The sequence below is a fragment of the Saccharothrix sp. NBAS 001 genome (assembly GCF_056640475.1).
On the sequence record NZ_CM153251.1, the window covers coordinates 265,925 to 291,991 of the forward strand.

The 26,067-nt window shown below is 73.8% G+C and carries 5 protein-coding genes and 1 pseudogene; 5 read left to right on the forward strand and 1 reads right to left on the reverse strand.

Annotation, left to right across the window (positions count from 1 at the left end; all coding sequences use genetic code 11):
* The first annotated feature begins 23 nt into the window (after positions 1-23).
* Genes AC0HI0_RS01285 through AC0HI0_RS01295 form a run of 3 tightly spaced genes read left to right on the forward strand, consistent with a single transcriptional unit; the run spans position 24 to position 2,327 of the window.
* A complete protein-coding gene (locus tag AC0HI0_RS01285) occupies positions 24-1,277 on the forward strand; it encodes a TetR/AcrR family transcriptional regulator (RefSeq protein ID WP_480930365.1) in 1,254 nt (417 codons plus the stop codon).
* A 34-nt stretch (positions 1,278-1,311) separates the two neighbouring features.
* The gene (locus tag AC0HI0_RS01290) at positions 1,312-1,515 is read left to right on the forward strand and encodes an MbtH family protein (protein ID WP_480930366.1); all 204 of its coding nucleotides are present in this window, start codon (positions 1,312-1,314) and stop codon (positions 1,513-1,515) included.
* Complete coding sequence (locus tag AC0HI0_RS01295; protein WP_480930367.1) at positions 1,512-2,327, forward strand: siderophore-interacting protein; 816 nt, start codon at positions 1,512-1,514, stop codon at positions 2,325-2,327. Before AC0HI0_RS01290 ends, AC0HI0_RS01295 begins: the two co-directional genes overlap by 4 nt.
* 70 nt (positions 2,328-2,397) lie before the next feature.
* Here AC0HI0_RS01295 and entS read toward each other — a convergent pair whose 3' ends face one another.
* Positions 2,398-3,669: an enterobactin transporter EntS gene (entS, locus tag AC0HI0_RS01300; protein ID WP_480930368.1), complete on the reverse strand. Its 1,272-nt coding sequence runs from the start codon at positions 3,667-3,669 to the stop codon at positions 2,398-2,400.
* A gap of 118 nt (positions 3,670-3,787) precedes the next feature.
* Between entS and AC0HI0_RS01305 the strand changes: the two are divergent.
* Positions 3,788-23,893: pseudogene (locus AC0HI0_RS01305) on the forward strand (non-ribosomal peptide synthase/polyketide synthase); the annotation flags it as partial.
* Positions 23,890-26,052, forward strand: coding sequence for a condensation domain-containing protein (locus AC0HI0_RS01310; RefSeq protein WP_480930369.1), 2,163 nt, complete (start codon positions 23,890-23,892; stop codon positions 26,050-26,052). The pseudogene AC0HI0_RS01305 and the gene AC0HI0_RS01310, both read left to right, overlap by 4 nt.
* Positions 26,053-26,067: the final 15 nt, after the last annotated feature.

Consider the following 26,067-nt stretch of genomic DNA (forward strand, 5'->3'; position numbering starts at 1 on the left):
GTCCGGCGGGTAGGGTCGGCGGCGTGACCGAACAGCCCCGGCCGGGTCGGCGACCGGGGCGGCCCCCGTCGCTGACCCGCGACGACCTGGCCCGCGCCGCCCTCGAAGAGGGCATGGAGACCCTGTCGATGCCCGCCGTGGCGCGTCGGCTGGGCGTCGGCCACTCGACGCTCTACCGGTACGTCCACGACCGCGACGACCTCGTGCTGGCCGCGCTCGACCTGGCGATCCGGGAGTTCGCCTGGCCGTCGCCGGAACTGCCGTGGCGGGACCTGCTGCTCGCGTTCGCCGACGCGCTGTGGCGGTTCCTGGAGCGGTCTCCCGGCATCGGCGAGGCGGTGCTGTCCTCGCCGGGCCTGCCGCCGGGCGTCACCGAACTGCTGGTCGCCTACGGTTCCCGGCTGCGCGCGGACGGCCTGTCCGAGCGCGACACGCTGGTGGTGCTGGACCTGGTCGCCGACCTGACCATCGCCACCGAGATCTCCATGCGCGGCCTGGACCGGGTGTTCGACACCCCGCGCGGCCGGCGCAGCCTGCGGGAGATCTACCAGACCACGTGGGAGGCCGTCGCACCGGACAACCAGGACGCCTTCCACGGCCGGGGCTGGCTGGACGAGAAGCTGACGATCCTGCTGGACGGCCTGGCATCCCGGATCGGCCCGGTTCCTCCGTCCACAATGGACGAGCAGGCCGAGCCGGCGCGGGTGCCCGACCGCGACGAGGTGGTGGCCGCCGGGCGCGCGCTGGCCCGTCGGGAGGGGCTGGCCGCCGTGACGTTGCGCTCGGTCGCCGCCGGACTCGGGTGCACCGCGACGACCCTGCGCCGGCTGGTCGGCGACCGGGACGGCCTGGTCGTGGCGATGCTGGACGCGGTGGCCGACGAGATCGTGGCGCCGCCGCCGGGCGCGGACCCGCGCGCGGAGCTGATCGCGGTCACCTGGGCGGTCTACGAGGCGTTGCGCGAGGACCCGTGGGCGGTGCACGCGCTGGCCGTCGACGGCCTGGCCGGCCCGCTGATCCTGCCGCTGCTGGACCGGGTGCTCGCGGCGCTGTCGCGGGCCGGCGTGCCGGACGGCGAGTTGGCGGGCTCGGCCCGGATCCTGTGGGCGCACCTGTTCGGCGCGGCGTTGTCGGCGGCCAACACCGACGACGAGTCGTTCGGCACCAGGATGGCGCGGTCGGCCGTACCCGCGTTGGCGAGCCGTGGCGCGGCGGCGCACGACGAGCGCGCGTTGCGTGGTATTTCACTCGTGGTGGACGGGCTCATCACAAGGTAAGGTGAGCCTAACCAAAGAGATGGGGAGTCGTGTCGTGACCAATCCCTTCGACGACGAGGCCGGCACGTTCCTGGTGCTGGTGAACGACGAGGGCCAGCACTCGCTGTGGCCGGAGTTCGCCGAGGTGCCGGCGGGCTGGACCACCGCGCACGGCCCGGACACCCGGCAGGCGTGCGTCGAGTACGTCGAGCGCGAGTGGACCGACCTGCGCCCGCGCAGCCTCGCGGAGGCGCAGTGACGGTCGCCGCCCCGGAGGTCGTCCAGTACGACCTGGTGCCGCGCGTGCTGCGGGTCAAGGCGGTCCGCCGGCTCACGCCGCGGATGGTGCGGGTCACCTTGGCGGGCCCCGACCTGGCCGGGTTCCGGGAGGCCGCGCCCGCCGACCACGTGAAGCTGTTCTTCCCCGCCGAGCGCGGGGGTCTGCCGGTGATGCCGAAGCTCGGCCCGCAGGGGCTGGAGCGCGACCCGGCCGCGCCGCGTCCCACGTTCCGGGACTACACCGTCCGCGAGTACCGCGCGCAGGCCGGTGAGCTGGACGTCGACTTCGTGGTGCACGGCGACGGCCCGGGTTCGACCTGGGCGGCGGGCGCGGCGGAGGGCGACGCGGTGGGCGTGCTCGGCCCGCGCGGTTCGGTGCTCGTGCCCAAGGGCCTGGCCTGGTACGTGGTCGCCGGCGACGAGACCGCGCTGCCCGCGATCGCCCGGTGGCTGGCGCAGGCCGACGAGGGCGAGCGGATCTACGCGTTCGTCGAGGTCGCCGACGAGGCGGAGCAGCAGGACCTGGACTCCAAGGGCGACGTGCGGCTGACCTGGCTGCACCGGGCCGGCGCGCCGGCGGGCACCACGACGTTGCTGCACGACGCGATCGCCGCGCTGGTGCTGCCCGAGGGCGACGGTTTCGTCTGGGTGGCGGGCGAAGCCGGTTGCCTCAAGCCGGTCCGCCGCCACCTGCGCGACGAACGCGGCCTGCACCGCGACGCGTACGACGTCGACGGCTACTGGAAGCTCGGCCTGGTCGACTTCGACCACCACGACCAGGACGACGACTGAGCCACCGCGGCCACCCGCTCGGGTCGGGTGGCCGCGGTCCTTTTCCTCCACAGTGGACGGTCGCGGACCGTCAGGGCGTGGCCGCACCCTCGGCCAGTTCGTCGGCCGACGGGTCGTGCAGGCTCGCCTCGCGCAGTGCCGGCACGGCCGCGCCGACCGCACCGGCGGAGACCACGCACAGCGCGCCGCCGACCGCCACCGCCGACACCGGCCCGATCAGCCGCGCCAGCACGCCGGCCTCGAAGTTGCCCAGCGCGGGCGCGATGTTGGTCTGGGCCAGCCACAGGCTGCTGACCCGGCCCTGCAAGTGGTCCGGGGTGTTGTGCTGCAACAGCGACCGCCGCAGGATCTCCGACACCGTGTCCGCCGCGCCCAGCACCGCCAACGCGGTCAGCGCGAGCCACAGCGCCCCGCCGCTCAACCCGAACAGCCCCACCGCGAGGCCGCACGCGATGGTCGCGGCGACCAGGTACCGCCCGGTGTGCCGGACCCGCCCGGTCCACCCGCTGGCCGCGGCGGCGAGCATCGCGCCGACGGCCGGCGCGGCGTACAGCACGCCGACCACCTCGGGCCCGCCCGCGAACACCCGCTCGGCGATCTCCGGGAACAGCGCGAACGGCATGGTGAACAACGCCACGCAGACGTCGATCAGCAGCAGCCCGGCGATGACCCGGCTGCGCGCCACGAACTTCAGCCCCTCGCCGATGGACCGCAGCGGGCTCTCGTCGGCCGGTCCGGTGGGCGGCAGCGGCCGGACCAGGGCGACCAGCGAGGTCGTGACGAGGGTGGCCACGCCGGTCAGCGCGTAGTTGGCGGCCAGGCCGAACGCGGCGGTCAGCCCGCCGCCCAGCGACGGTCCGATGATCGCGCCCAGCTCCGCCGTGATGGCCATCAGCGCACCCGCCGACGCGAGGTGGTCGCGGCCGACGATCGCGGGCGTGGCGGCCATCAGCGCGGTCGCGCTCAGGCCGTTGAGCACGCTGTTCAGCGCCGCGCACAGGTAGATCACCCACAGCTGGGCGGGGTCGAGCAGGGCGTTGAGCGCGAGCAGGGCGAACACCGGCACCACGCCGCCCCGGGCCAGCAGGATCAGCCTGCGGCGGTCCATCCGGTCCGCGAGCACGCCGCCGGCGAGGGTGCCGACGAGCACCGGGACCATGATCACCACGCTGACGAGTGACACCTGGAGGGACGAGCCCGTCAGGTCGTAGATCTGCACCGGGATGGCCACGGTGGTGAGCCCGAACCCGAAGAGGGACACCAACCGCGCGATGAACAGGTAGCGGAACTCCTTGCTCTGTCGCAGCGGGGTGGTGTCGACAACCAGGTCGCCGAGCCGCATCGGGTCTCCTCGGAGCAATGTCACAGGGCTGATCGGGGGGAGGTGGTGCACCGGTGTATTAGGTTAGCCTCACCTTAAAGTATTACCCCGTTCGTGTGGACCTCTGGAGCATTCCGCCATGCCCGACACCGCACCGCCCCCGTTCGCCGTGTCCATCGGACGGCCGCTCGCCAACACCGGGGCGTACGTCCTGGACGGCGGACTCCACCCGGTCGCCGAAGGGCTGGTCGGCGAGCTGTACCTGACCGGCGAGGGCCTCGCGCGGGGGTACCTCGGCAACCCGGGCCTGACCGCCGCCCGGTTCGTCGCGGACCTGTACGGACCGGCGGGTTCGCGCATGTACCGGACCGGTGACCTGGTGCGGGAACGGCCGGACGGCGAGTTCGAGTACGTGGGCCGCGCGGACGAGCAGGTCAAGATCCGAGGCTTCCGGGTCGAGCCGCGCGAGGTGACCGCCGCGCTGACCGCGCTGCCCGGCGTCGACGGCGCGGCCGTGCTGCCCCTGCCGGACGCCGGCGGAACGCTGCGGCTGGTCGGGTACGTGGTGCCGGCGTCGCTGGACGCGGCCGGGGTGCGCGCCGCGCTGTCCCGCGCGCTGCCCGAGTACCTGGTCCCCTCGGCGATCGTCCCGGTGGACCGCATCCCGTTGACCTCCAACGGGAAGGTCGACCGAAGATCACTCCCGGTGCCGACCGCCGACACCGCCGGCCGGGCACCCGCCTCACCGCTGGAAGCCCGGCTGTGCGAGCTGTTCGCGGGTGTGCTCGGGCTGCCCGGGTTCGGTGCCGACGACGACTTCTTCGCCCTCGGCGGGCACTCGCTGCTGGCCACCCGGCTGATCGGCGCGATCCGCGCGGAACTCGGCCGGGACCTGTCGCTGCGCGCCCTGTTCGCCGAGCCCACCCCCGCCGGCGTGGCCGCCGCGCTCACCGAACTCGGCCGCCCCGCGCTGACCCGCCGCACCCTGCCCGACCACCTCCCGCTGTCGTTCGCCCAGCAGCGCCTGTGGTTCCTGCACCGGCTCGACCCCGCCGACATCACCTACAACCTGCCGCTGGTCGTGCGGCTGACCGGCCCGCTGGACGTGCGCGCGCTGCGCGCCGCGCTGGCCGACGTGTCCGCGCGCCACGAGTCGCTGCGCACCGTCTTCCCCGAAGGCCCGGACGGCACGCCGCACGCGCGCGTGCTCGACACCGGCCCGGACCTCGCCGTGGTCACCGCCGGCGACCCGGAGTCCCTGGTGCGCCAGGAGATCCGCCGCACCTTCGACCTGACCGCCGAGCCGCCGGTCCGCTGCACGGTCATCCGAGGCGCCGGCGACCGGTCCGTCCTCGTCCTGCTGCTGCACCACATCGCGGCCGACGAGTGGTCCATGGGCCCGCTGGTGGGCGACCTCGCCGCGGCCTACCGGAGCCGCCTCGCCGGCGACGGGCCCACGTGGCCCGAACTGCCCGTCCGCTACGCCGACTACGCGCTGTGGCAGCGCGACCTGCTGGCCTCCGGCGCGCAGCTCGACCACTGGCGCACGGCCCTCGCGGGCGCGCCGGACGTGCTGGAGCTGCCCACCGACCGGCCCCGTCCCGCCGTCGCGGGCACGGCCGGCGACACCGTCCCGTTCACCATCCCGCCGCGCACCGCGCACGCCGTCCGGACGCTGGCCGCGCGGTCCGGCGCGAGCGTGTTCATGGTGCTGCACGCCTGCCTCACCGCCCTGCTGCGCCGCCTCGGCGCGGGCACCGACATCACCGTCGGCACGCCGGTCGCCGGCCGGGGTGATCGTGCGCTGGACCAGCTGGTCGGCTTCTTCGTCAACACCCTCGCGCTGCGCGTCGACACCGCCGACCTGACGACGTTCGAGGAGCTCCTGGAGGCCGTGCGGCAGGTCGACCTGGCCGCGTTCGACCACGCCGACGTGCCGTTCGAGCAGGTCGTCGAAGACCTCAACCCGCCGCGTTCACTGGCCCACTCGCCGCTGTTCCAGGTGCTGCTGGTGCACCGGGCGGGGCTCGCCGAGCGGCTCGACCTGCCCGGCCTGAAGTCCACTGTGGACGTCACCGGGGTCGGCACGGCGAAGTTCGACCTCACCTTCGGCGTGGTGGACACCGGGTCGGCGATGACCGGCAGCGTCGAGTACCGCTCCGACCTGTTCGACTCGCGCACGGCCCGCGCGCTCGGCGAGCGGTTCGCCCGGCTGCTCGACGCCGTCGTCGCCGACCCGGCCACGCCGATCGAGGACGTGGACCTGCTCTCCGCCCGGGAGCGCGACGAGGTGCTGCACCGGTGGAACGCGACCGACCGGCCTGTCGCGCCGACGACCCTGCCGCACCTGCTGCGCCGCCAGGTGGCGTGGACGCCGGACGCGGTGGCGCTGATCGGCGACCAGGAGATCAGCTACGCCGAGTTCGACCGCCGCGTGGAGGAGCTGGCCCAGGTGCTGGCTTCCCTCGGCGCGCAACGCAACCGGATCGTCGCGGTCGCGCTGCCCCGGTCCGCGCAGCTGGTCGTCGCACTGCACGCGGTGCAGCGGGCGGGCGCGGCGTACCTCCCGCTGGACGTCGACCACCCGGCCGACCGGATCGCCGGGGTGCTGGCCGACGCCGAACCGGTGGTCGTCCTCGCCGATCGGGACTTCCCGGGATTCCCCGTGCTGCGGCTGGACTCCCCGCTGCCCCGGGTCGACCCGCGCCCGCTGTCGGCGGTATCGCCGGACGACGCCGCCTACGTGATCTTCACCTCGGGTTCCACCGGCAAGCCCAAGGGCGTCGTGGTGCCGCACCGGGGGATCGTGAACCGCCTGCTGTGGATGCAGGACAGGTACCGGTTGGCGCCCGACGAGCGGGTGTTGCAGAAGACCCCGGCGACGTTCGACGTGTCGGTGTGGGAGTTCTTCTGGCCGTTGCTGGTCGGCGCGACCCTCGTCGTGGCCAGGCCGGACGGCCACCGCGATCCCGCCTACCTCGCCTCGGTGATCCGGCGGCACCGCGTCACGACCGTCCACTTCGTACCGTCGATGCTGCGGGCGTTCCTCGAAGAACCCGCCGCTGCCGAGTGCTCCAGCCTGTTCCGGGTGATCTGCAGCGGCGAGGCGCTGCCGGGCGACCTGGCCAAGCGGTGCCGTGAGCTGCTGCACGTCGAGCTGCACAACCTCTACGGCCCGACCGAGGCGTCGGTGGACGTCACGTCGTGGCAGGTGTCCAACGCCGACGGCGCGTCGGTGCCGATCGGCCGCCCGGTGTGGAACACGGGCGTGCGGGTGCTGGATCCGCTGCTGCGTCCCGTTGCGGCCAACGTCCCGGGCGAGCTGTACTTGACCGGCGTGCAGTTGGCCCGGGGCTACCTCAACCGCCCCGGCCTGACCTCGGAACGTTTCGTCGCCGACCCCCACGGCCCGGCGGGTTCCCGCATGTACCGCACGGGCGACCTGGCCCGCTGGACGGCGGACGGCGTGGTCGAATTCCTGGGACGCGTCGACCACCAGGTGAAGTTGCGCGGGTTCCGGATCGAACTGGGCGAGGTGGAGGCGGCCCTGTCCGCCGCGCCGGGCGTGCGTGCCGCCGCCGTGCTGCTGCGCGACGGCGTGGGTGGCGAGCCCGCACTGGTCGGCTACCTCGCCGGCACGCCGGACCTGGCCGAAGTGCGGCGCTCGGCGCTGGCCGTGCTGCCGGACTACATGCTGCCATCGGCGTTCGTCGTGCTGGACGAACTCCCGTTGTCCGCCAACGGGAAGCTCGACCGCAAGGCGCTGCCCGCGCCGGTGGTGGAGAGCGTCGGGTCCCGTGCGCCCGCCACCGCGCGCGAATCGGCGCTGTGCCGGGTGTTCGAGGACGTCCTGGGCGTCCCGGTCGGCGCGGACGACGATTTCTTCGCGCTGGGCGGGCACTCGCTGCTCGCGACGCGCCTGGTCGGCCGCGTGCGCGCCGAACTCGGCGTGGACCTGCCGCTGCGGTCGCTGTTCGCCGCGCCGTCACCGGCCGCGCTCGCGCTGCTGGTGGACGACAACGGCCCGGCTCGCCCGCCGCTGGTGGTCGCCGAACGGCCCGGGGAACTGCCGCTGTCCGCGCCGCAACGCAGGCTCTGGTTCCTCGGCCGCATGGACGGCCCCAACGCGGGCTACAACCTGCCGTTGCTGCTGCGCCTGACCGGGCCGCTGGACGTGCCCGCGTTGGAGGCGGCGCTGGCGGACGTGGTCGAGCGCCACGAGACCCTGCGCACGGTGTTCCCCGAGGTGGACGGCAGGCCACGCCAGGTCGTGCGGGACGACCGGCCGGTGCTGCACCGCGTCGGCGAGCCCGACCCCGGCTACGTGTTCGACCTCGCCGACGAACCGCCGCTGCGCGCGTCGCTGACCGTCGACGGTCCGCAAGAGCACCGGCTCCTGCTCCTGCTGCACCACGTGGCCGGTGACGAGGCTTCCCTCGAACCGCTGGCGAACGACCTGTCCGCCGCGTACTCGGCACGTCTGCGCGGCGAAGCGCCCACCTGGCCGCCGTTGCCGGTGCAGTACGCCGACTACACGTTGTGGCACAACGAACTCCTGGCCCAGGTCGAGGAGACGCAGCTCGCGCACTGGACGACGCACCTGGTCGGTCTGCCGACGCGGCTGACGTTGCCGACCGACCATCCACACCCCGCCGTGGCCGGTGTCTCCGGTGCGCTGCACGGGTTCCAGGTCGACGGTGAACTGCACGACGCCGTGCGAGAGCTGGCACGTGCAACCGGGACCAGTGTGTTCATGGTCGTGCAGGCCGCCGTCGCGGCGCTGCTGTCCCGTCTGGGCGCGGGCGAGGACATCCCGTTGGGTGCTCCGGTCGAAGGGCGACCGGACCCCGCGCTGGACCGGTTGGTGGGGTTCTTCGTGAACACCCTGGTGCTGCGGGTGGACCTGGCCGGCGACCCGTCGTTCCGCACCCTGCTGGGCCGGGTCCGGCACACCGACCTGGCCGCGTTCGACCACGCCGACCTGCCGTTCGACCGGGTGGTGGAGGCGGTCAACCCGGAGCGCTCGGCCGCGCACCACCCGCTGTTCCAGGTGATGGTGAGCCACCAGATCGGCGAGCGGCGCCCACCGGAGCTGACCGGGCTGGGCGTGCAGATCGTGCAGGCCGCCCAGGAGACCGCGAAGTTCGACCTCACGTTCAGCGTGCACGAGGTGCCCGGCACGTCCGGCATGGCCGGTTTCGTGGAGTACCGCACGGACCTGTTCGAGGAGTCCACTGTGGACTCTATGGCCGCACGGCTGGTCTCGCTGCTGCGCCAGGCTTGCGCCCAACCCGACCGCGCGCTGGGTGAGCTGGACGTCCTGCTGCCCGGGGAACAGGTCGCCGTGCCGGAATCCCTGGCCGGGCCACTGCTGCCGGACGTGCTCGCGGACCTGCCCGCCTTGCTCCCCGCCGTCACCGACGATCACGTCACGTTGACCTACGGCGAGTTGCGCGACCGCGTCCACGGCCTGGCGCACTGGTTGCGCGATCGCGGCGCGGGCCCGGAGCGGGTGGTGGCGATCACGGTACCGCGCGGTGTGGACTCGGTCGTCGCGCTGCTCGGCGTGCTCGCGGCCGGTGCGGTCGCGCTCACCCTGGACCGCGACTACCCGCAGGCCCGGCTGGACGCCATGCTCGCCGACGCCGACCCGGTGCTGGTGCTGGACGAGGTGCCGAACGTCGTGGGCACCGAGCCGCAGTGGGACCTCGCCCCGGAATCGGCCGCCTACCTGCTCTACACCTCGGGGTCGACCGGCAAGCCCAAGGGCGTCGTCGTCACGCACGCCAACATCGCCACCCTGCTCGCCGCGCACCGCCGTGACCTGGTCACCACCGACCGCAGGCTCACCGTCGCGCACACCGCGTCGTTCTCGTTCGACGCGTCCTGGGACCCGGTGCTCTGGATGCTCGCCGGCCACCTGCTCGACGTCGTGCCGGGGGAGGTCTACCGCGACCCGGCCGCGATGCTCGCGCGGGTCGCCCGCAAGGGGTTGGACTACCTCGACTTCACGCCGTCGTACCTGCGCGAACTGGTCAACGAAGGGTTGTTCGACAGCCCGCACGTGCCGAGCGTGGTCGCGGTCGGCGGCGAGGCGGTGCCGGACGGTCTGTGGCGCGACCTGCTCCGACCGGGTGTGCGGGCGCTGAACCTGTACGGCCCCACGGAGTGCACCGTCGACACGTACTGGTGGGACGAGCACGGCGGACGTCCGGTGGCGGGCAGCGCCGCGCTGGTGCTCGACGCCCGCCTGCGGCCGGTGCCCGCCGGCGTCGCGGGGGAGCTGTACCTGGCCGGCGCGTCGCTCGCGCGGGGCTACCTCGGCAGGCCCGGCGCGACCGCCGAGCGGTTCGTGGCCGACCCGTTCGGCCCGGCCGGGTCCCGGCTCTACCGGACCGGCGACCTGGCCCGCTGGACGCCGCGCGGCCTGGCCGTGCTGGGTCGGGCGGACGACCAGGTCAAGGTGCGCGGCTTCCGGATCGAGCCGGGGGAGGTCGAGGCCGTCCTCGCCGCGCACCCCGCCGTCGATCAGGCTGCCGTAATTCTCCGCGACGGCCGCCTGATCGGCTACGTGACACCGTCCGAAGTGGACGGAAGTGCGCTGCGTGCGCACGCCGCGAACGTGCTGCCGGACTACCTGGTCCCGGCCGCCGTCGTGCCGCTGGACGCGTTCCCGCGCACCGCCAACGACAAGCTCGACGTGGCCGCGCTGCCCGCGCCCACCTTCACCAGGGGCTCCGCCGAACCCGCCGACGACACCGAACGCCTGCTGTGCGCGCTGGTCGCGGAAGTCCTGCGGCTGGACGAGGTGAGCCCGACCGACGGGTTCTTCGACCTCGGCGGCGACAGCATCGTCTCCATCCAGCTGGTCAGCCGGGCGCGGGCGGCCGGGCTCGGTCTCACCGCGCGGGACGTGTTCACGCACAAGACCGTGCGCGCACTGGCCGCCGTGGCCACCCCGCTCGCCGAGCCGGACGCCCACGACACGGCGGCGGACGCGCTGGGCGACGTCCCGGCCACCCCGATGACCGCGTGGCTCGGCGAACTCGACGCACCGGTGTCCGGCTACCACCAGGCGTTGCTGGTCCGGGTGCCCGACGACGAAACCCACCTGCGACAGGCGGTTCAGGCCCTGCTGGCCAGGCACGACCTGCTGCGCGCCCGGCTGGTGCGGGGCGAGAGCTGGTCCCTGCACGTCCCGGAGTCCGCGCCGGACGTGTTCCGCCGTGCCGTCGCCGACGTCGCGACGGAGTCGGCCGCCGCGCGCGACCGGCTCGACCCCGACGCGGGCGTGATGGTGCAGGCCGTCTGGTTCGCCGACCTCGGGCGGCTGCTGCTCACCGTGCACCACCTCGTCGTGGACGCCGTCTCGTGGCGGATCCTGTTGTCCGACTTGGCCGACGCCTACCAGGGCGTCGACCTGCCGCGCACGGGCGTCGCGTTCCGCACCTGGGCACGCGAGCAGGCCGATTACGCGGCCGACCTCCCGGCGTGGGAGGCCGTGCTGGACGGCGCGGACCTGCCGTTGGGCCGCCCGCTCGACCCGGCGGTGGACACCGAAGCGACCGTGCGGCGGCTGACCGTCACCGCGCCCGAGCCGAAGAACGCCGACGACGCTCTGCTCACCGCGCTGGCACTGGCGTTCCGCCGGGTCCGGGGCGTGGAAAGCCTGGTCGTGGACCGGGAAGCGCACGGCCGTGACGGTGACCTCGACGTCTCGCGCACGGTCGGCTGGTTCACCGCCGTCCACCCGCTGCGCCTCACCCCCGGCGACGGCACCCCGACCGAGGCGTTGAAGGCGGTCCGGGAGCAGGTCCGCGCGTTGCCCCCGGTTGCCGGCTTCGGTGTCCTGCGGCACCTGCGGCGCACCGACTTCCCGCAGCCGGAGGTCGGGTTCAACTACCTCGGCCGGCTGCCCGCACCGCAGGACGCCGACTTCGCGGTGGCGGCGGAGAACTCGCTGCTGGTCAACGGGATCGACCCGCGGATGCCCGCCGTGCACGCCATCGAGATCGACGCCGCAGCGCACGACGGCGTGGTGACCGCCACCTGGGCGTGGCCCGCCGGGGTGCTGGACGAGAACGAGGTCCGTGCGCTGGCGGACGCCTGGGTGGCGGCCCTGGCCGAGATTCCGGCCGAGGTCCGCACGCCGTCGGACTTCCCGCTCGCCGCGCTCGACCAGTCCGAAGTGGACGGTCTGCCCGCCGGGGTCGTCGAGGTGTGGCCGCTGACCGCGTTGCAGCAGGGCATGGTGTTCCAGGCCGCGTTCGACCAGGACGGGCCGGATGTCTACCTGACCCAGCTCGCCCTCGACCTGCGCGGACCGCTGGACGTCGACGCGTTGCACCGCGCCGCACAGGGTCTCCTAGACCGGCACGCGACCTTGCGCACCGCGTTCCCCGACACCCGGCACGCCTGGGTGTACGAGCAGGTCGACGTGCGCTGGCGGTTCCTCGACGTGCAAGACCACGACGTCGACGCCGCCCTGCGCCGCATCACCGAGGAGGACGCCGCCCTCCGGTTCGAGCTGGGCACGCCGCCGCTGATCCGCTTCACCCTGGCGCGCACCGGAACCGCCGAGCACCGGCTGCTGATCAGCAACCACCACGTGCTCCTCGACGGCTGGTCCACGCCACTGCTGCTGGACGACCTGTTCGCGCTGTACCGGGGAATCGAGCCGCGCCCGGTCGCCGGACCGCACGAGTACCTGCGTTGGCTGGGTTCGCGAGACGCCGCCGACACGGCGAGCGCCTGGCAGCTCGCCCTCGCGGACGTCCGGCCGACGCTGGTCGGCGGCCCGTCGACGAACCGCGCCCCGGCCCTGCCGGAAACGTTGCGCACCACGCTCGACGCCTCGCTCGGCACCGCGTTGGCCAACCGGGCGAAGGCGTGCGGGGTCACGCTGAACACGCTGGTGCAGACCGCGTGGTCGTTGGTGCTCAGCGGGTTGACCGGGTCGCCGGACGTGGTGTTCGGCACGACCGTCTCCGGCCGCCCGCCGCAGGTGCCCGGCATCGAGAACGTCGTGGGCCTGTTCATCAACACGGTCCCGGTGCGGGTCCGGCTGAACCCGGCCGAATCGCTGGCCGCGCTGCTGTCCCGGGTCCAGGACGAGCAGACGGCGCTGCTGGACCACCAGCACGTCAGCCTGGCCGACCTCCAGCGCGACCACGGCGAGCTGTTCGACACGCTGGCCGTGTTCGAGAACTACCCGTTCGACGCGGACAAGGCCGCCGAACCCGTGCCGGGCTTGAAGGTCTCGGCGGTCACCGGGCGCGACGCGACGCCGTTCCCGCTGGGCCTGACGGTGACGCCCGCCGAGACCTTGCGGGTGGACGTCGAGCACCGGCCCGACGTGATCGACGCCGAACCCGTGCTGGGCGCCCTCCTCGCGGTGCTGACGGCGCTCGCCGAGCGTCCCGACCAGCTGGTGGGTCGGCTCCCGCTCGCCCCGCCCGCCCCGGCGCCGCTCGGCGTCCCGGCCGACGGGCCGTCGATCCCGGAAGCCCTGGCGCGTCAGGTCACCTCGACCCCGGACGCGGTCGCGCTGACCGACGACGGCGGCTCTCGGACGTTCGCCGAGCTGGCCCGGGACGTGGACCGCGTCGCGTCCTGGCTCGCCGACCAGGGCGTGCAGCGGGAACAGGTCGTGGGACTGGCGTTGCCGCGTGGCGCGGACGCGGTCGTCGCCCTGCTCGCCGTGCTCCGGGCCGGCGCGACCGCGTTGCCGCTCGACCCGCAGTACCCGGCCGAACGGCTCGCGCTCATGACCGACGACGCCCGGCCGGTCGTCGTGCTGCACGAACTCCCCGACGCCGTGGGCACGAGGGGCCTGCCGTGGCCTTCGCCCTCGGACGCGGCGTACGTGATCTACACCTCCGGTTCGACCGGCCGGCCCAAGGGCGTCGTCGTGCCGCACCGGGCGCTGGCCAACCTCCTCGCAGGGCACCGGAGGGATCTGTTCGGCGAGGAACGCCGCCGGGTCGCGCACACCGCGTCCCTGTCGTTCGACGCCGCGTGGGACCCGATCCTGTGGATGGTCGCCGGGCACGAACTGCACGTCGTCGCCGAGGACGTGTACCGCGACCCCGATGCGTTCGTCGAACTGGTGCGCCACGAGCGGATCGACGTCGTGGACTTCACCCCGACCTTCCTGGCCCAGCTGGTGGATCGCGGCCTGCTGACCGGTGCGCACCGGCCCGGCGTGGTCTGCGTCGGTGGCGAAGCTGTGTCGGAATCGTTGTGGGACAAGCTGTCCGAGGTGCGTGCGGTCGACCTGTACGGGCCGACGGAGTACACCGTCGACGCGTACCTGCGGCACCGTGACAGCGAGAGCCCGGTCGCCGGCACCACGACCCGTGTGCTGGACGCCGCGCTCCGGCCGGTCGCGCCAGGCGTCACGGGCGAGCTGTACCTGGCCGGACCCGGCCTGGCGCGGGGCTACCTGGGTAACCCGGGACTCACCGCCCAGCGGTTCGTGGCCGACCCGCACGGCGCACCCGGCACGCTGATGTACCGCACGGGCGACCTGGCGACGGTGTCCGCCAACGGGGAACTGCGGTTCCAGGGCCGCTCCGACGATCAGGTCAAGGTGCGCGGCCACCGGATCGAACTCGGCGAGGTCGAAGCCGCGCTGGCCGTCCTCGACGGTGTCACGGCCGCCGCGGCGGTGGTCCGGGACCGCCGGCTGATCGGCTACGTCGTCGGCACCCCGGCGGACGGCCTGCGCGACGTGCTGGCCGCGAGGCTGCCCGCGCACCTCGTGCCGGCGGTGATCGTGGCGCTGGACGAACTCCCGTCGACCCCCAACGGCAAGCTCGACCGGGCCGCGCTGCCCGAGCCGACAACGGTGGAGCGGACCGTCGTCAGGCCGCGCACCGAGACCGAACGCGTGGTGTGCCAAGCGTTTGCGGACCTGCTCGGCGTCACGGCCGGCGTGGACGACGGGTTCTTCGAACTCGGCGGCGACAGCATCGTCTCCATCCAGCTGGTCAGCCGGATCCGCGCGGCCGGCTACGCGGTGACCGCGCGACAGGTGTTCGCCGAGCGCACCCCGGCGCGCATCGCCGCCCTGCTGGTGCCGGTCGTCGCGGCCACCGCCGAGCCGGTCGAGGCCGCGCACGGCGAGCTGCCCGCGCCGCCCATCGCCCGCTGGCTGGCGCGCCTGGTCGGCGACCGGCCGGACCGGATGTCCGCGTACAGCCAGGAAGTCCTGGTCCGCCTGCCCGCCGCGCTCACCGACGACGAGCTGGCCGCCGGCCTGCGCGCCCTGGTCGGCCGGCACCCCGTGCTGGGTGCGCGGCTGGTGCTCGGCGACCCGTGGCGGCTGGACGTCCCGGCGTCGCCGGAGGTCGGGCTCCGCGTCGGGAACGGTGACGTCGCGGCGGAACTGCGTGCCGCGCAGGACGAACTCGACCCGGTCGGCGGCGTGGTGTTCCGCGCCGTGCGGCTCGGTGAGCGGCTCCTCCTGGTGGCGCACCACCTGGTGGTCGACGCGGTGTCGTGGCGGATCATCCTCGGCGACCTCGAAGCCGCGTGCGCGGGCCGTGCGCTCGACCCGGTGCCCGTCTCCTACCGGACGTGGGCCCGGTCGCTCGCCGACCGCGACCCGCACGCCGACTACTGGAACGCGTTGGCGCGCACCGAACCCGTGCTCGGCTCCCGCCCGCTGACCGAGCACGACACCGCCGCCACGACCAGGCGGCTCGCGGTGACCGTCCCGGCCGAGTCGCTGCTGACCACCGTCCCGGCGGCGGTTCGCGGCAACGTGCAGGACGTGCTGCTCACCGCGCTGGCCAGGGTGGTGCCGGGGTGGCGGCGCGACCACGGTTACGGCGAGGCCGACGAGATCCTGGTGGACGTCGAGGGCCACGGCCGGGACGGCGACCTCGACCTGTCCCGCGCGGTCGGCTGGTTCACCTGCCTGTACCCGGTGCTGCTGGACGGGCGCGGCGACGTCGTCACGGCGTTGAAGCGGGTCAAGGAGCAGCTGCGCGCCGCACCCGACCACGGCCTGGGCTTCGGCCTGCTCGGCACGGTCGCCGGCGGCCGGATCTGCTTCAACTACCTCGGCCGCACGACCGGCGAGCCCGGCGGGGCGTGGTCGCCCGAACCGGACCTGCTGCGGGGCGGCGCGGACGCCCTCCCGGCCGCGTACCCGTTGGAAGTCAACGTGGACGCGACCGAGGACACGCTGACGGCGGTGTGGTCGTGGCAGGACGGTGTGCTGACCGAGGTCGAGGTGGACGACCTCGCCGGGCGCTGGACCGCCGCCCTCGCCGAACTCGCCGACGTCCGGGAGGCCGGGCGCACCCCGTCCGACTTCCCGTTGGCGGCCGTCTCACAGTCCGAAGTGGACGGTCTGCCGCACGGCGTCGCCGACGTCTGGCCGCTCACCCCGTTGCAGCAGGGCATGGCGTTCCACGCGCTGCTGGACGACGACGGCCCGGACCTGTACCTGACCCAGCTCACCCTCGACCTGCACGGCGACCTGGACACCGTGGCGCTCCGCGCCGCCGTGGACGCCACGGTCGCACGGCACGACAACCTGCGGGTCGGCGTGCGGGGCGGGTTCGCGTACGTGCCCGAGGCGGTCGAGGTGCCGTGGGTCGAGCTGCACGGCGTCGATCCGGACGAGTTCCTCGTGGAAGACCAGCGCGCGCGGTTCGACCTCGATTCGCCGCCACTGCTGCGGTGCGCGTTGCTGCACCTGGGCGACGACCGGTTCCGGTTCGTGTTGAGCAGCCACCACCTGTTGCTGGACGGCTGGTCCACGCCGCTGCTCGTCCAGGAGCTGTTCGCGCACTACGCGGGCGAGCAGCCGGCCGTCGTGCCGCCGTTCCGCCGCTACCTGGAATGGCTGGGGGAGCGGTCGGGCAGCTCGCTCGACGTGTGGCGCGAAGCCTTGGCGGGCGTCGAACCGACGTTGGTCAGCCCCGGCGCGTCACGGGACGTGGTCGACCCGCGAGAGGTCGCGGTCGAGCTGACCGAGGAGCAGACGCGGCGGCTGGCACGGCTGGCGCAGGAGTCGGACGTCACGGTCAACACGGTCGTGCAGGTCGCCTGGTCGCTCCTGCTCGGCCACCTGACCGGCCGGGACGACGTGGTGTTCGGTGCGACGGTGTCCGGCCGGCCCGCCGAGATCCCGGACGTGGACGCGATGATCGGCCTGTTCATCAACACCGTCCCGGTGCGGGTGCGGCAGGACCGCGACGAGACGTTCCGCGCGCTGGTCACGCGGGTCCAGCGCGAGCAGGCGGCGCTGGGCGAGCACCACCACGTGGCGCTGGCGGACCTCCAACGCGGCGTCGGCCCCCTGCTCGACACGCTGGTGGTGTTCGAGAACTACCCGTTCGACCCGGAAACCGCCGCGCACCAGGTCGGCGGCGTCACGATCGCCGGCGTCGGCGGCCGGGACACCACGCACTACCCGCTGGCCCTGTCCGTGCTGCCGGGCGTGCGGCTGCGGCTCCTGCTGGAGTACCGCCCCGACCTGCGCGACGCCTCCGAGGTCGGCCGCATCGGCGACCGACTGGCGGCGCTGCTGGACGCCGTCATCACCGACCCGGACCGCCGACCGTCCCGCACGAAGTCCCTGCTGCCCGGCGAGATCGACCGGCTGACGGCCCCGGACCGGCCGGTCGAACCCGTCACCGACGTCCTTCGCGCCCAGGCGAAGGCCACCCCGGACGCCGTCGCGGTGGTGGCGGACCGGACGTTGACCTTCGCCGGTCTGGACGCCGAATCCGACCGGCTCGCCGCGTGGCTGATCGCCAACGGGGCCGCGCCGGAACGGTTCGTCGCCCTCGCGCTGCCCCGCACGGCCGACGCCGTGGTGGCGGTCTTCGGCGTGCTCAAGTCCGGCGCGGCGGTGCTCCCGATCGACCCGGACTACCCGGCCGAGCGGATCGCGCACGTGTTGGCCGACGCGAAACCGGTGCTGCGCCTGGACGAACTGCCGGAACTCCCCGAGACCGGGGCAGCGGTGGCGGTTCGCGCGGACAGCGCCGCGTACGCGATCTACACCTCCGGCTCCACCGGAACCCCCAAGGGCGTCATGGTCCCGCATTCGGCCCTGGCGAACCTGTTCGCCTCGCACAAGGCGACGCTGTTCGGCGACCGGCGGATCAAGGTCACGCACACCGCGTCGTTCTCGTTCGACGCGTCCTGGGACCCGATCCTGTGGATGTTGGCGGGCAACGAACTCCACCTGCTCGACGCCGACACCTACCGCGACCCCGAACTCGTCCTGGGCCTGGTCCGGGAACGCGGGCTCGACCACCTCGACTTCACCCCGACCTACCTGGCGCAACTGGCCGAGCGCGGGCTGTTCGACCACCCGCCCGCGGTGCTCTGCGTCGGCGGCGAAGCGGTGCCGGAATCGTTGTGGCGCAGGCTGGGCGCGGCTCGGACCGAGGTCTACGACTGCTACGGCCCGACTGAGTACACGGTCGACGCGTACGTCCGGCACACCGACCAGACCGTCACCCCGGTCGCCGGCACCTCGCTCTACGTCCTGGACGCCGCGCTGCGCCCGGTCCCGCCGGGTGTCGTCGGCGAGCTGTACCTGGCCGGACCGGGCCTCGCCCGGGGCTACCTCGGCCAACCCGCGCTCACCGCCGCACGATTCGTCGCCGATCCCCTGGGAGTCCCGGGTTCCCGCGCCTACCGCACGGGTGACCTGGCCCGCTGGACGGAGCACGGCGTCGAACTGCTCGGTCGTGCCGACGACCAGGTCAAGGTGCGCGGCTACCGGATCGAGCCGGGGGAGGTCGCGGCCGTCCTGACCACGCACGCCAAGGTGCGCAACGCCGTCGTCGTCGTCCGTGACCACCGACTCGTCGGGTACGTCGAGGGCGACGCCACCGCCGTCGAACTCCGTGAGCACGCAACCCGCGCACTGCCCGAGCACATGGTGCCGTTCGTGGTCGTGCTGGACGAACTCCCGTTGCTGCCCAACGGAAAGGTCGACCGGGCCGCGCTGCCGGAGCCCGAACTCCGCAGCGGCTCGTACCGCGCGCCCTCGACTCCGGCGGAGGAAGTGCTGTGCGGCCTGTTCGCCGACCTCCTCGGCGGGCGGCGGATCGGCGTGGACGACGGGTTCTTCGACCTGGGCGGCGACAGCATCGTCTCCATCCAACTGGTCAGCCGCGCTCGCGCGGCCGGGGTCGTCATCACCCCGCGTCAGGTGTTCGACCTGCGCACGCCCGCCGCGCTGGCCGCCGTCGCGGGCACCGCGACCACCGCGGAACGACCGGAGGAAGCCTGGGGCGAGGTGCCGACGACGCCGATCGTGCGCTGGCTGCTCGACCTCCCGGCCGGCGTCAAGGGTTTCAGCCAGGCCGTCCTGCTGCGCACCCCCGACCTCGCCGAGTCGCGGCTGCGCGCGGCGCTGGACACCGTGGTGCGCACGCACGACATGCTGCGGGCCCGGCTGGTCGGCCGCACGCTCACCGTCGAGCCGACCGGCGGCACCGACCTGCGCTGGCTGCACGGCGAGGTCGACTGGGCGGCCGAAGCCCAGCGGGCGCAACAGGAACTCGACCCGGCACGCACGATGGTCCGGGCCGTCGCGGCGCCGGGCCGGTTGCTGCTGGTGATCCACCACCTGGTCGTGGACGAGGTGTCGTGGCGGATCCTGGTGCCGGACCTGGCGGCGGCCTGCCGCAACGAGACCCTGCCCGCCACCGGCACGTCGTTCCGCCGCTGGGCGCGCACCCTGACCGGCCTCGACCTGAGCGCGGAGGTCCCGCACTGGCAGCGGGTCCTGGCCGCCGACGAACCGCTGATCGGCGCACGTCCGCTGGACCCGGCCCGGGACACCACCGAGACCATGGCGCACCTGCGGATCACGGCCGGCGCGCCGCCCACCGAGGTCGCCAAGGCGTGCCACGCCCGGATCGACGACGTGCTGCTCACCGCGCTGGCACTGGCCGTGCGCGAGGACGGCGGAGCGGTGCTGGTCGACCTGGAAGGCCACGGCCGCGCGGACATCGCGCCGGGTGTCGACACCTCCCGCACGGTCGGTTGGTTCACCTCCATCCACCCCGTGCGGCTCGAACCGGGCACCCGGACGCCGTTGAAGGCGGTCAAGGAGCAGTTGCGCGCCACGCCGTCCACCATCGGTTTCGGCCTGCTGCGCGACCGGCTGCCGGAGCGGCCCGGTCCGCAGATCGCGTTCAACTACCTCGGGCGCGCCACGGCGTCGCCGGACGGCGAGTGGACGGCCGCGCCGGAGAACATCGGGCCGGCGGGCGGCGCGGACGCCGACATGCCCGCCACGCACGCGTTGGAGATCAACGTCGAGGACGTGGCGGGCGAGCTGGTCGCGACGTGGTCGTGGCCCTCGGGGGTGCTCACCGAGGCCGAGGTCCGCGCGCTGGCCGAACGGTGGGTGCGGCACGTCGCGGAGCTGGCCCGCAGCAACGAGTCCGGCCACACCCCGTCGGACTTCCCGTTGGTCGCGCTGACCCAGCGGGACGTGGATGCGCTCGCGCACGACGTCGAGGACATCTGGCCCGCCACGCCGTTGCAGGAAGGCCTGTACTTCCACGCACTGCTGGACGACGACGGCCCCGACGTCTACACCGTGCAGCTCGCGCTGGACCTGACCGGACCGCTCGACGCGGAACGCCTCCGGCAGGCCGCAGCGGGACTCCTCCGCGACAACCCCAACCTGCGCGCCGCGTTCCACACCGCGCCGGGCGGCCGGGTCGTCGCCGTGGTGCCCAAGCACGTCGACGGCTGGTGGCGGGTCACCGACTCGCCGGACGCCGCCGAGGAGGACAAGGCCCGCTTCGACCTCACCGCGCCGCCGCTGCTGCGGATCACGTTGCAGCGCACGGACGGTGGCCACCGGCTGCTGATCACCAACCACCACCTCCTGCTGGACGGCTGGTCGACGCCGCTGTTCGTGCAGGAGTTGTTCCGCCGGTACGCGGGCGAACCTCCTGTGCGCCGCACCCCGTTCCGCGAGTACCTCCGCTGGCTCACCGCGCAGGACCACGGCGCGGCACTCGACGCTTGGCGCAAGGCTTTGTCCGATGTGGACGGTCCGACACTGGTCGCCCCGCCCGGCGATCGCGAGCCGATGCGTCCGGACCAGGTGCAGGTGGAGCTGTCCGCCGACCTCACCGGCCGGCTCGAAGCCTGGGCGCGCGGCACGGGCGTCACGTCCAACACCGTGGTGCAGGTGGTGTGGGCGCTGGTGCTCGGCGGTCTCACCGGCCGCACGGACGTCGTGTTCGGCACGACCGTCTCCGGCCGCCCGCCGCAGGTTCCCGGCGTCGAGGACATGGTGGGCCTGTTCATCAACACGGTCCCGGTGCGGGTGCGGCTGGACCTCGACGAGACGGTGACCGCGCTCGCCGCCCGGATCCAGGACGAGCAGGCCGCTCTGCTGGACCACCAGCACGTCGGCCTGGCCGAGATCGGCGAGCTGTTCGACACGTTGGCCGTGTACGAGAACTACCCGTACGACCCGGAGTCGGCGGTGGAGTCGTTCGACGGCGTGCGGGTGACCGGCGCGGTCGACCAGGACGCCACGCACTACCCGCTCAGCCTGTCGGTCCTGCCCGGCGCGAACCTCGTGCTGCAACTGGGCTACCGGCCGGACGTGTTCGGCGCTGCCGAGGTGGAAGCTCTCGCCGCCCGGCTGCGGTCGGTGGTCGAACAGGTCGTCGCCCGCCCGGACGCCCGCGTCGGCACGCTCGACCTGATCACCGCCGCCGAACGGCGCCAGGTCGTGGAAGCCTTCAACGACACGGCGATCGACGACCCGGTCCGCACGGTGCCGGAGATGTTCGCCGAGCACGCCCGCCGGAACCCGGACGCGATCGCCGTGGTGTGCGAGGACGTCCGCCTCACCTACCGGGAGCTGGACGAACGTTCCGCCAAACTCGCCCACCTGCTGGCCGCGCGCGGCGCACGCCCGGAGACGACGATCGCCTTGGCGTTGCCGCGCACGGCGGAGATGGTGGTCGCGGTGCTGGGGGTGCTGCGTTCCGGCGCGGCCTACCTGCCGGTGGACCCGTCCTACCCGCGGGCGCGGATCGCGCACCTGCTCCAAGACTCCGGGCCGATCGCGGTACTGTCCACAACGGACACCAACCCGACGGGGGACGGCCTGCTCCTGGACGATCCGGCCTTCCGGGAGCAGTGGGACGCCGCACCGGCCGAGGAACCCGATCACGGGCTCAGGCCGGAGCACCCGGCGTACGTGATCTACACGTCGGGCTCGACGGGCCTGCCCAAGGGCGTCGTGGTGACGCACGAGGGCGTTCCGGCGCTGGTCGCCACAGCGACCCGGTCCCTGGGCGTGACGGCGGAATCCCGCGTCCTGCTGTTCGCGTCCATCAGCTTCGACCTGGCGTTCTTCGAACTCGCCATGGCGGTGTTGGCCGGCGGCACGGCGGTCGTCGTGCCCGCGCACCGCCGCGTCGCGTCGCGCGAACTGACCGAGTACGTCGCCGAGCACCAGGTCACGCACCTGGCGCTCCCGCCGGCGGTGCTGGGCGCACTGCCCGAGGAGTGCACCCTGCCGCACGGCGCGACCCTGTTGTGCGGCACGGAGGCGGTGACGCCGGAGCTGGTGCACCGCTGGGGCGGCGTGGTCCGGTTCAACGACGCGTACGGCCCGACCGAGGCGACCGTGAACTCCACGCTGTGGGCGCACCACGAGAACTGGGACGCCCGCAAGGTGCCGATCGGCGTTCCCGACCCGGGCACTCGCGCGTACGTGCTGGACGCGGCGCTGCGGCCGGTGCCGGTCGGCGTGCCGGGGGAGCTGTACCTGGGCGGTCCCGGTCTGGCCCGCGGCTACCACGGCAAGCCGGGGCTGACCGCGCTGCGGTTCGTCGCGGACCCGTTCGGCCCGGCCGGTTCCCGGCTGTACCGCACGGGTGACCTGGTGAGCTGGCGCGGCACCGGTGACCTGGACTTCCACGGCCGCACCGACGACCAGGTGCAGCTGCGCGGGTTCCGGGTCGAGCCGGGCGAGGTGGAGAACGTGCTCGCCGCACTGGACGGCGTGCGCCAGGCCGCGGTGGTGCTGCGGGAGGACCGGCCGGGCGTCAAGCAACTGGTCGGCTACGCCACGACCGACCGCGCGCCCGACGACCTGCGCGCCGAGCTGGCGGCCGTCCTGCCCGAGCACCTGGTGCCGGCGGCGGTCGTGGTGCTGGACAGCTTCCCGTTGACCCCCAACGCGAAGCTCGACCGCAAGGCGCTGCCCGCGCCGGAGTTCGCCGGGCACCCGGGCGCACGCCCGCGCACCCCGGTCGAACGCCTGCTGTGCGGCGCGTACGCCGAAGTCCTGGGCCTGCCGGAAATCGGCCTGCACGACGACTTTTTCGCGCTGGGCGGGCACTCGCTGCTCGTGGTGCGGTTGCAGGCGGTGCTCGGCACGGCGCTGGGCCGCACGATCGGCATCCCCGACCTGATCGCGAACCCGACGCCGGCGGCGCTGGCGGCGAACCTGGGCGACGGCTCGTCGGGCACCCGGCCGCTGCTGCCGCTGCGGGAGCGGGGCAGTGGCGCGCCGCTGTTCTGCCTGCCGCCGGCGGCCGGTCTGGGCTGGTCGTTCGCGGGCCTGGCCCGGCACCTGCCGGACCGCCCGGTCTACGCCTTGCAGGCCAGGACGTTGAGCACGCCGGGGATGCGCCCGCCGACCGTCGAGGAGATGGCGGAGGACTACCTGGCGCTGATCCGCGAGGTCCAGCCGCAGGGCCCGTACCACCTGCTGGGCTTCTCGCTCGGCGGCCTGGTCGCGCACCGGATGGCGGGCCTGCTGCGCGACCGGGGCGAGCGGGTCGCGTTGCTGGCCATGCTCGACGCCTACCCGCCCGGCGGGCCCGAGCGCACCGACGTGGCCGACGCGCACCGGTTCCTGCTGGCCATGGCCGGTCTCGAACTGTCCGATGTGGACGACCGGGACAAGGTGGTGGACGAGGTGCTGGCGCACGGCGCGCTCGGCCTGGACCGGGACGCCCTGCTCGCCGTGGTGGACAACCTGCTCGCGTCCGCCGACCAGGTCGCGGGGGCGAAGCCGGACGTGTTCGACGGCGACCTGCTGCTGTTCACCGCCGCCCGCGAGGAGCCGGAGCCCGCCTTCACCCCGCAGCGCTGGCACCCGCACGTCGCCGGGCGGGTGCGGGTGGTCGAGGTGGACGCGCTGCACGACGAGATGACCGACCCCGACGCCCTCGCGGTGATCGGCCCCGTCCTGGACCAGGAGTTCCCGTCATGACCGCCACCCTGCCGCTGTCCGAGGCGCAGACCTCGATCTGGTTCGGCCAGCAGCTCGACCCGGCCAACCCGGTCTACAACACCGCCGACTACGTGCTGGTGGAAGGCCCCGTCGAGCCCGCTCGGCTGGAACGGGCGGTGCGCGCGGCGGTCGCCGAGGCGGAGTCCCTGCACGCCCGGTTCGCGCTGGAGGGCGAGGAGCCCCGGCAGCGGCACGAGCCGCGCGACTGGCCGTTCCCGGTGCTGGACTTCTCCGCCGAGGCCGACCCGCTCGCGGCGGCGCAGGCGTGGATGCGCGCGGACGTGCGGACCCCGGTCGACCTGGCCGAGGGGCCGCTGTTCGCGCAGGCACTGGTGAAGCTGGCCGACGACCGGTGGATCTGGCACCAGCGCGTGCACCACATCGCGGTGGACGGCTACGCGTTCTCGTTGCTCGCCCGCCGGGTCGCCGACCTGTACACCGACGGCGGTGGTACGGCGTTCGGCCGGTTCGCGAAGGTGCTGGAGGCGGAAGCGTCCTATGTGGACTCCGAGCGGCGTTCGGCGGACGGCGGGTTCTGGCGGGACTACCTGGCCGACCTGCCCGAGCCGCCCGGTCTGGTGGACCGGTTGGCGGGCATCGGGGACCACACCGTGCGGGCGACCGCCCAGGTGCCCGCCGACCGGTTGCGGGCGGTGGCGCTGCGGGAGGGCGTCGGCTGGCCGGACGTGGTGACCGCCGCCGTGGCCGGCTACCTGCACCGCGCGACCGGCGCGGACGAGGTGGTGCTGGGGCTGCCGGTGATGGGCCGGCTCGGCACACCGCTGCTGAGGGTGCCTTCGGTCGTGATGAACATCGTGCCGTTGCGGGTCCCGGTGACCTCGGGCGACACCTTGGCGTCGCTGGCCCGGGAGGTCGCCGCGCAGGTCCGGCGGACCCGACCGCACCAGCGGTACCGGCACGAGCAGATCCGCCGGGACCTGTCGCTGGTCGGCGGCAACCGGAAGCTGTTCGGGCCCGTCGTCAACGTGATGCCGTTCGACAACGACCTGAGGTTCGACGGGTTCCGGGGTCGGATGCGCAACCTGGCCGCCGGTCCGGTCGAGGACCTGGCGATCGGTGTGCGGGACTTCTCCGACGGCTCCGGGCTCAGCGTGGAACTGGACGGCAACCCCGCGCTCTACGACGACCGCGACCTGGCCCGGCACCGCGACCGCCTGTTGCGCCTGCTGGACGAGGGGGTGCGCGACCCCGATCGGCCGATCGGCCGAATCCCGTTGGCGGACCGGGTGATCGCGCGCCGGGAACCGCTGCCGCCGGCACCGGACGTGGTGGACCTGATCCGCCGCCGGGCCGCCGAACGTCCCGACGCGCCGGCCGTGGAGCAGGGTGCCACCCGCTTGACCTACGCCGAACTGGTCGCCGAGGCGGATCGGCTGGCCGCCGAACTCCGCGATCGCGGCGCGGGCCCGGACGTGCTGGTGTCGCTGAAGTTGCGACGCCGCCCGGAAACGATCGCCACCCTGCTCGGCGTGCTGTTCGCGGGCGCGGCGTACGTGCCGCTGGACCCCGACGCCCCCGAGGAGCGGACCAGGGCGGTGCTGGAGGCGTCGAACCCGCCGATCCGGGTGACGGAGGTCCTCAGTGGACGGGCGCAGGCCCTGCCGGGGCAGGCGAAACCGGGCAACCTCGCGTACGTCGTCCACACCTCGGGCTCGACCGGACGGCCCAACGGCGTCCTGGTGACCAGGGAGGCGTTGGCCGGGTTCGTCCGGGCGGCGGTCGCGCGGTACGGGATCACGGCGGACGACCGCGTTCTCCAGTTCGCCGCGCTGCACTTCGACGCCAGCGTGGAAGAGGTGTTCGGCACGTTGTGCGCGGGTGCGGCTCTGGTGTTGAGGAGCGACGAGATGACGGCGTCGATCGGCGGATTCCTGCGCGCCTGTGATGAATCCCGCGTCACGTTCCTGGATCTTCCGACCGCGTTCTGGCACGAGGTGGCGCACGCCGTGGCCGGTGGGGAGAAGCTGCCGGAATCGGTGCGCGCGGTGGTCATCGGCGGTGAAGCCGCGCTGGCCACGAGGGTCGCGCAGTGGCGGGCGACCGGAGTCCGGTTGATCAACACCTACGGGCCCACCGAGGCGACCGTGGTGGCCACGGCGGGCGATCTCTGCCCGTGATGCCGAACCGTTACC

Coding starts and splice junctions, on each gene's coding strand:
- entS (WP_480930368.1), bottom strand. CDS start 3,669: ATGCGGCTCGGCGACCTGGTTGTCGACACCACCCCGCTGCGACAGAGC.
- AC0HI0_RS01310 (WP_480930369.1), top strand. CDS start 23,890: ATGACCGCCACCCTGCCGCTGTCCGAGGCGCAGACCTCGATCTGGTTC.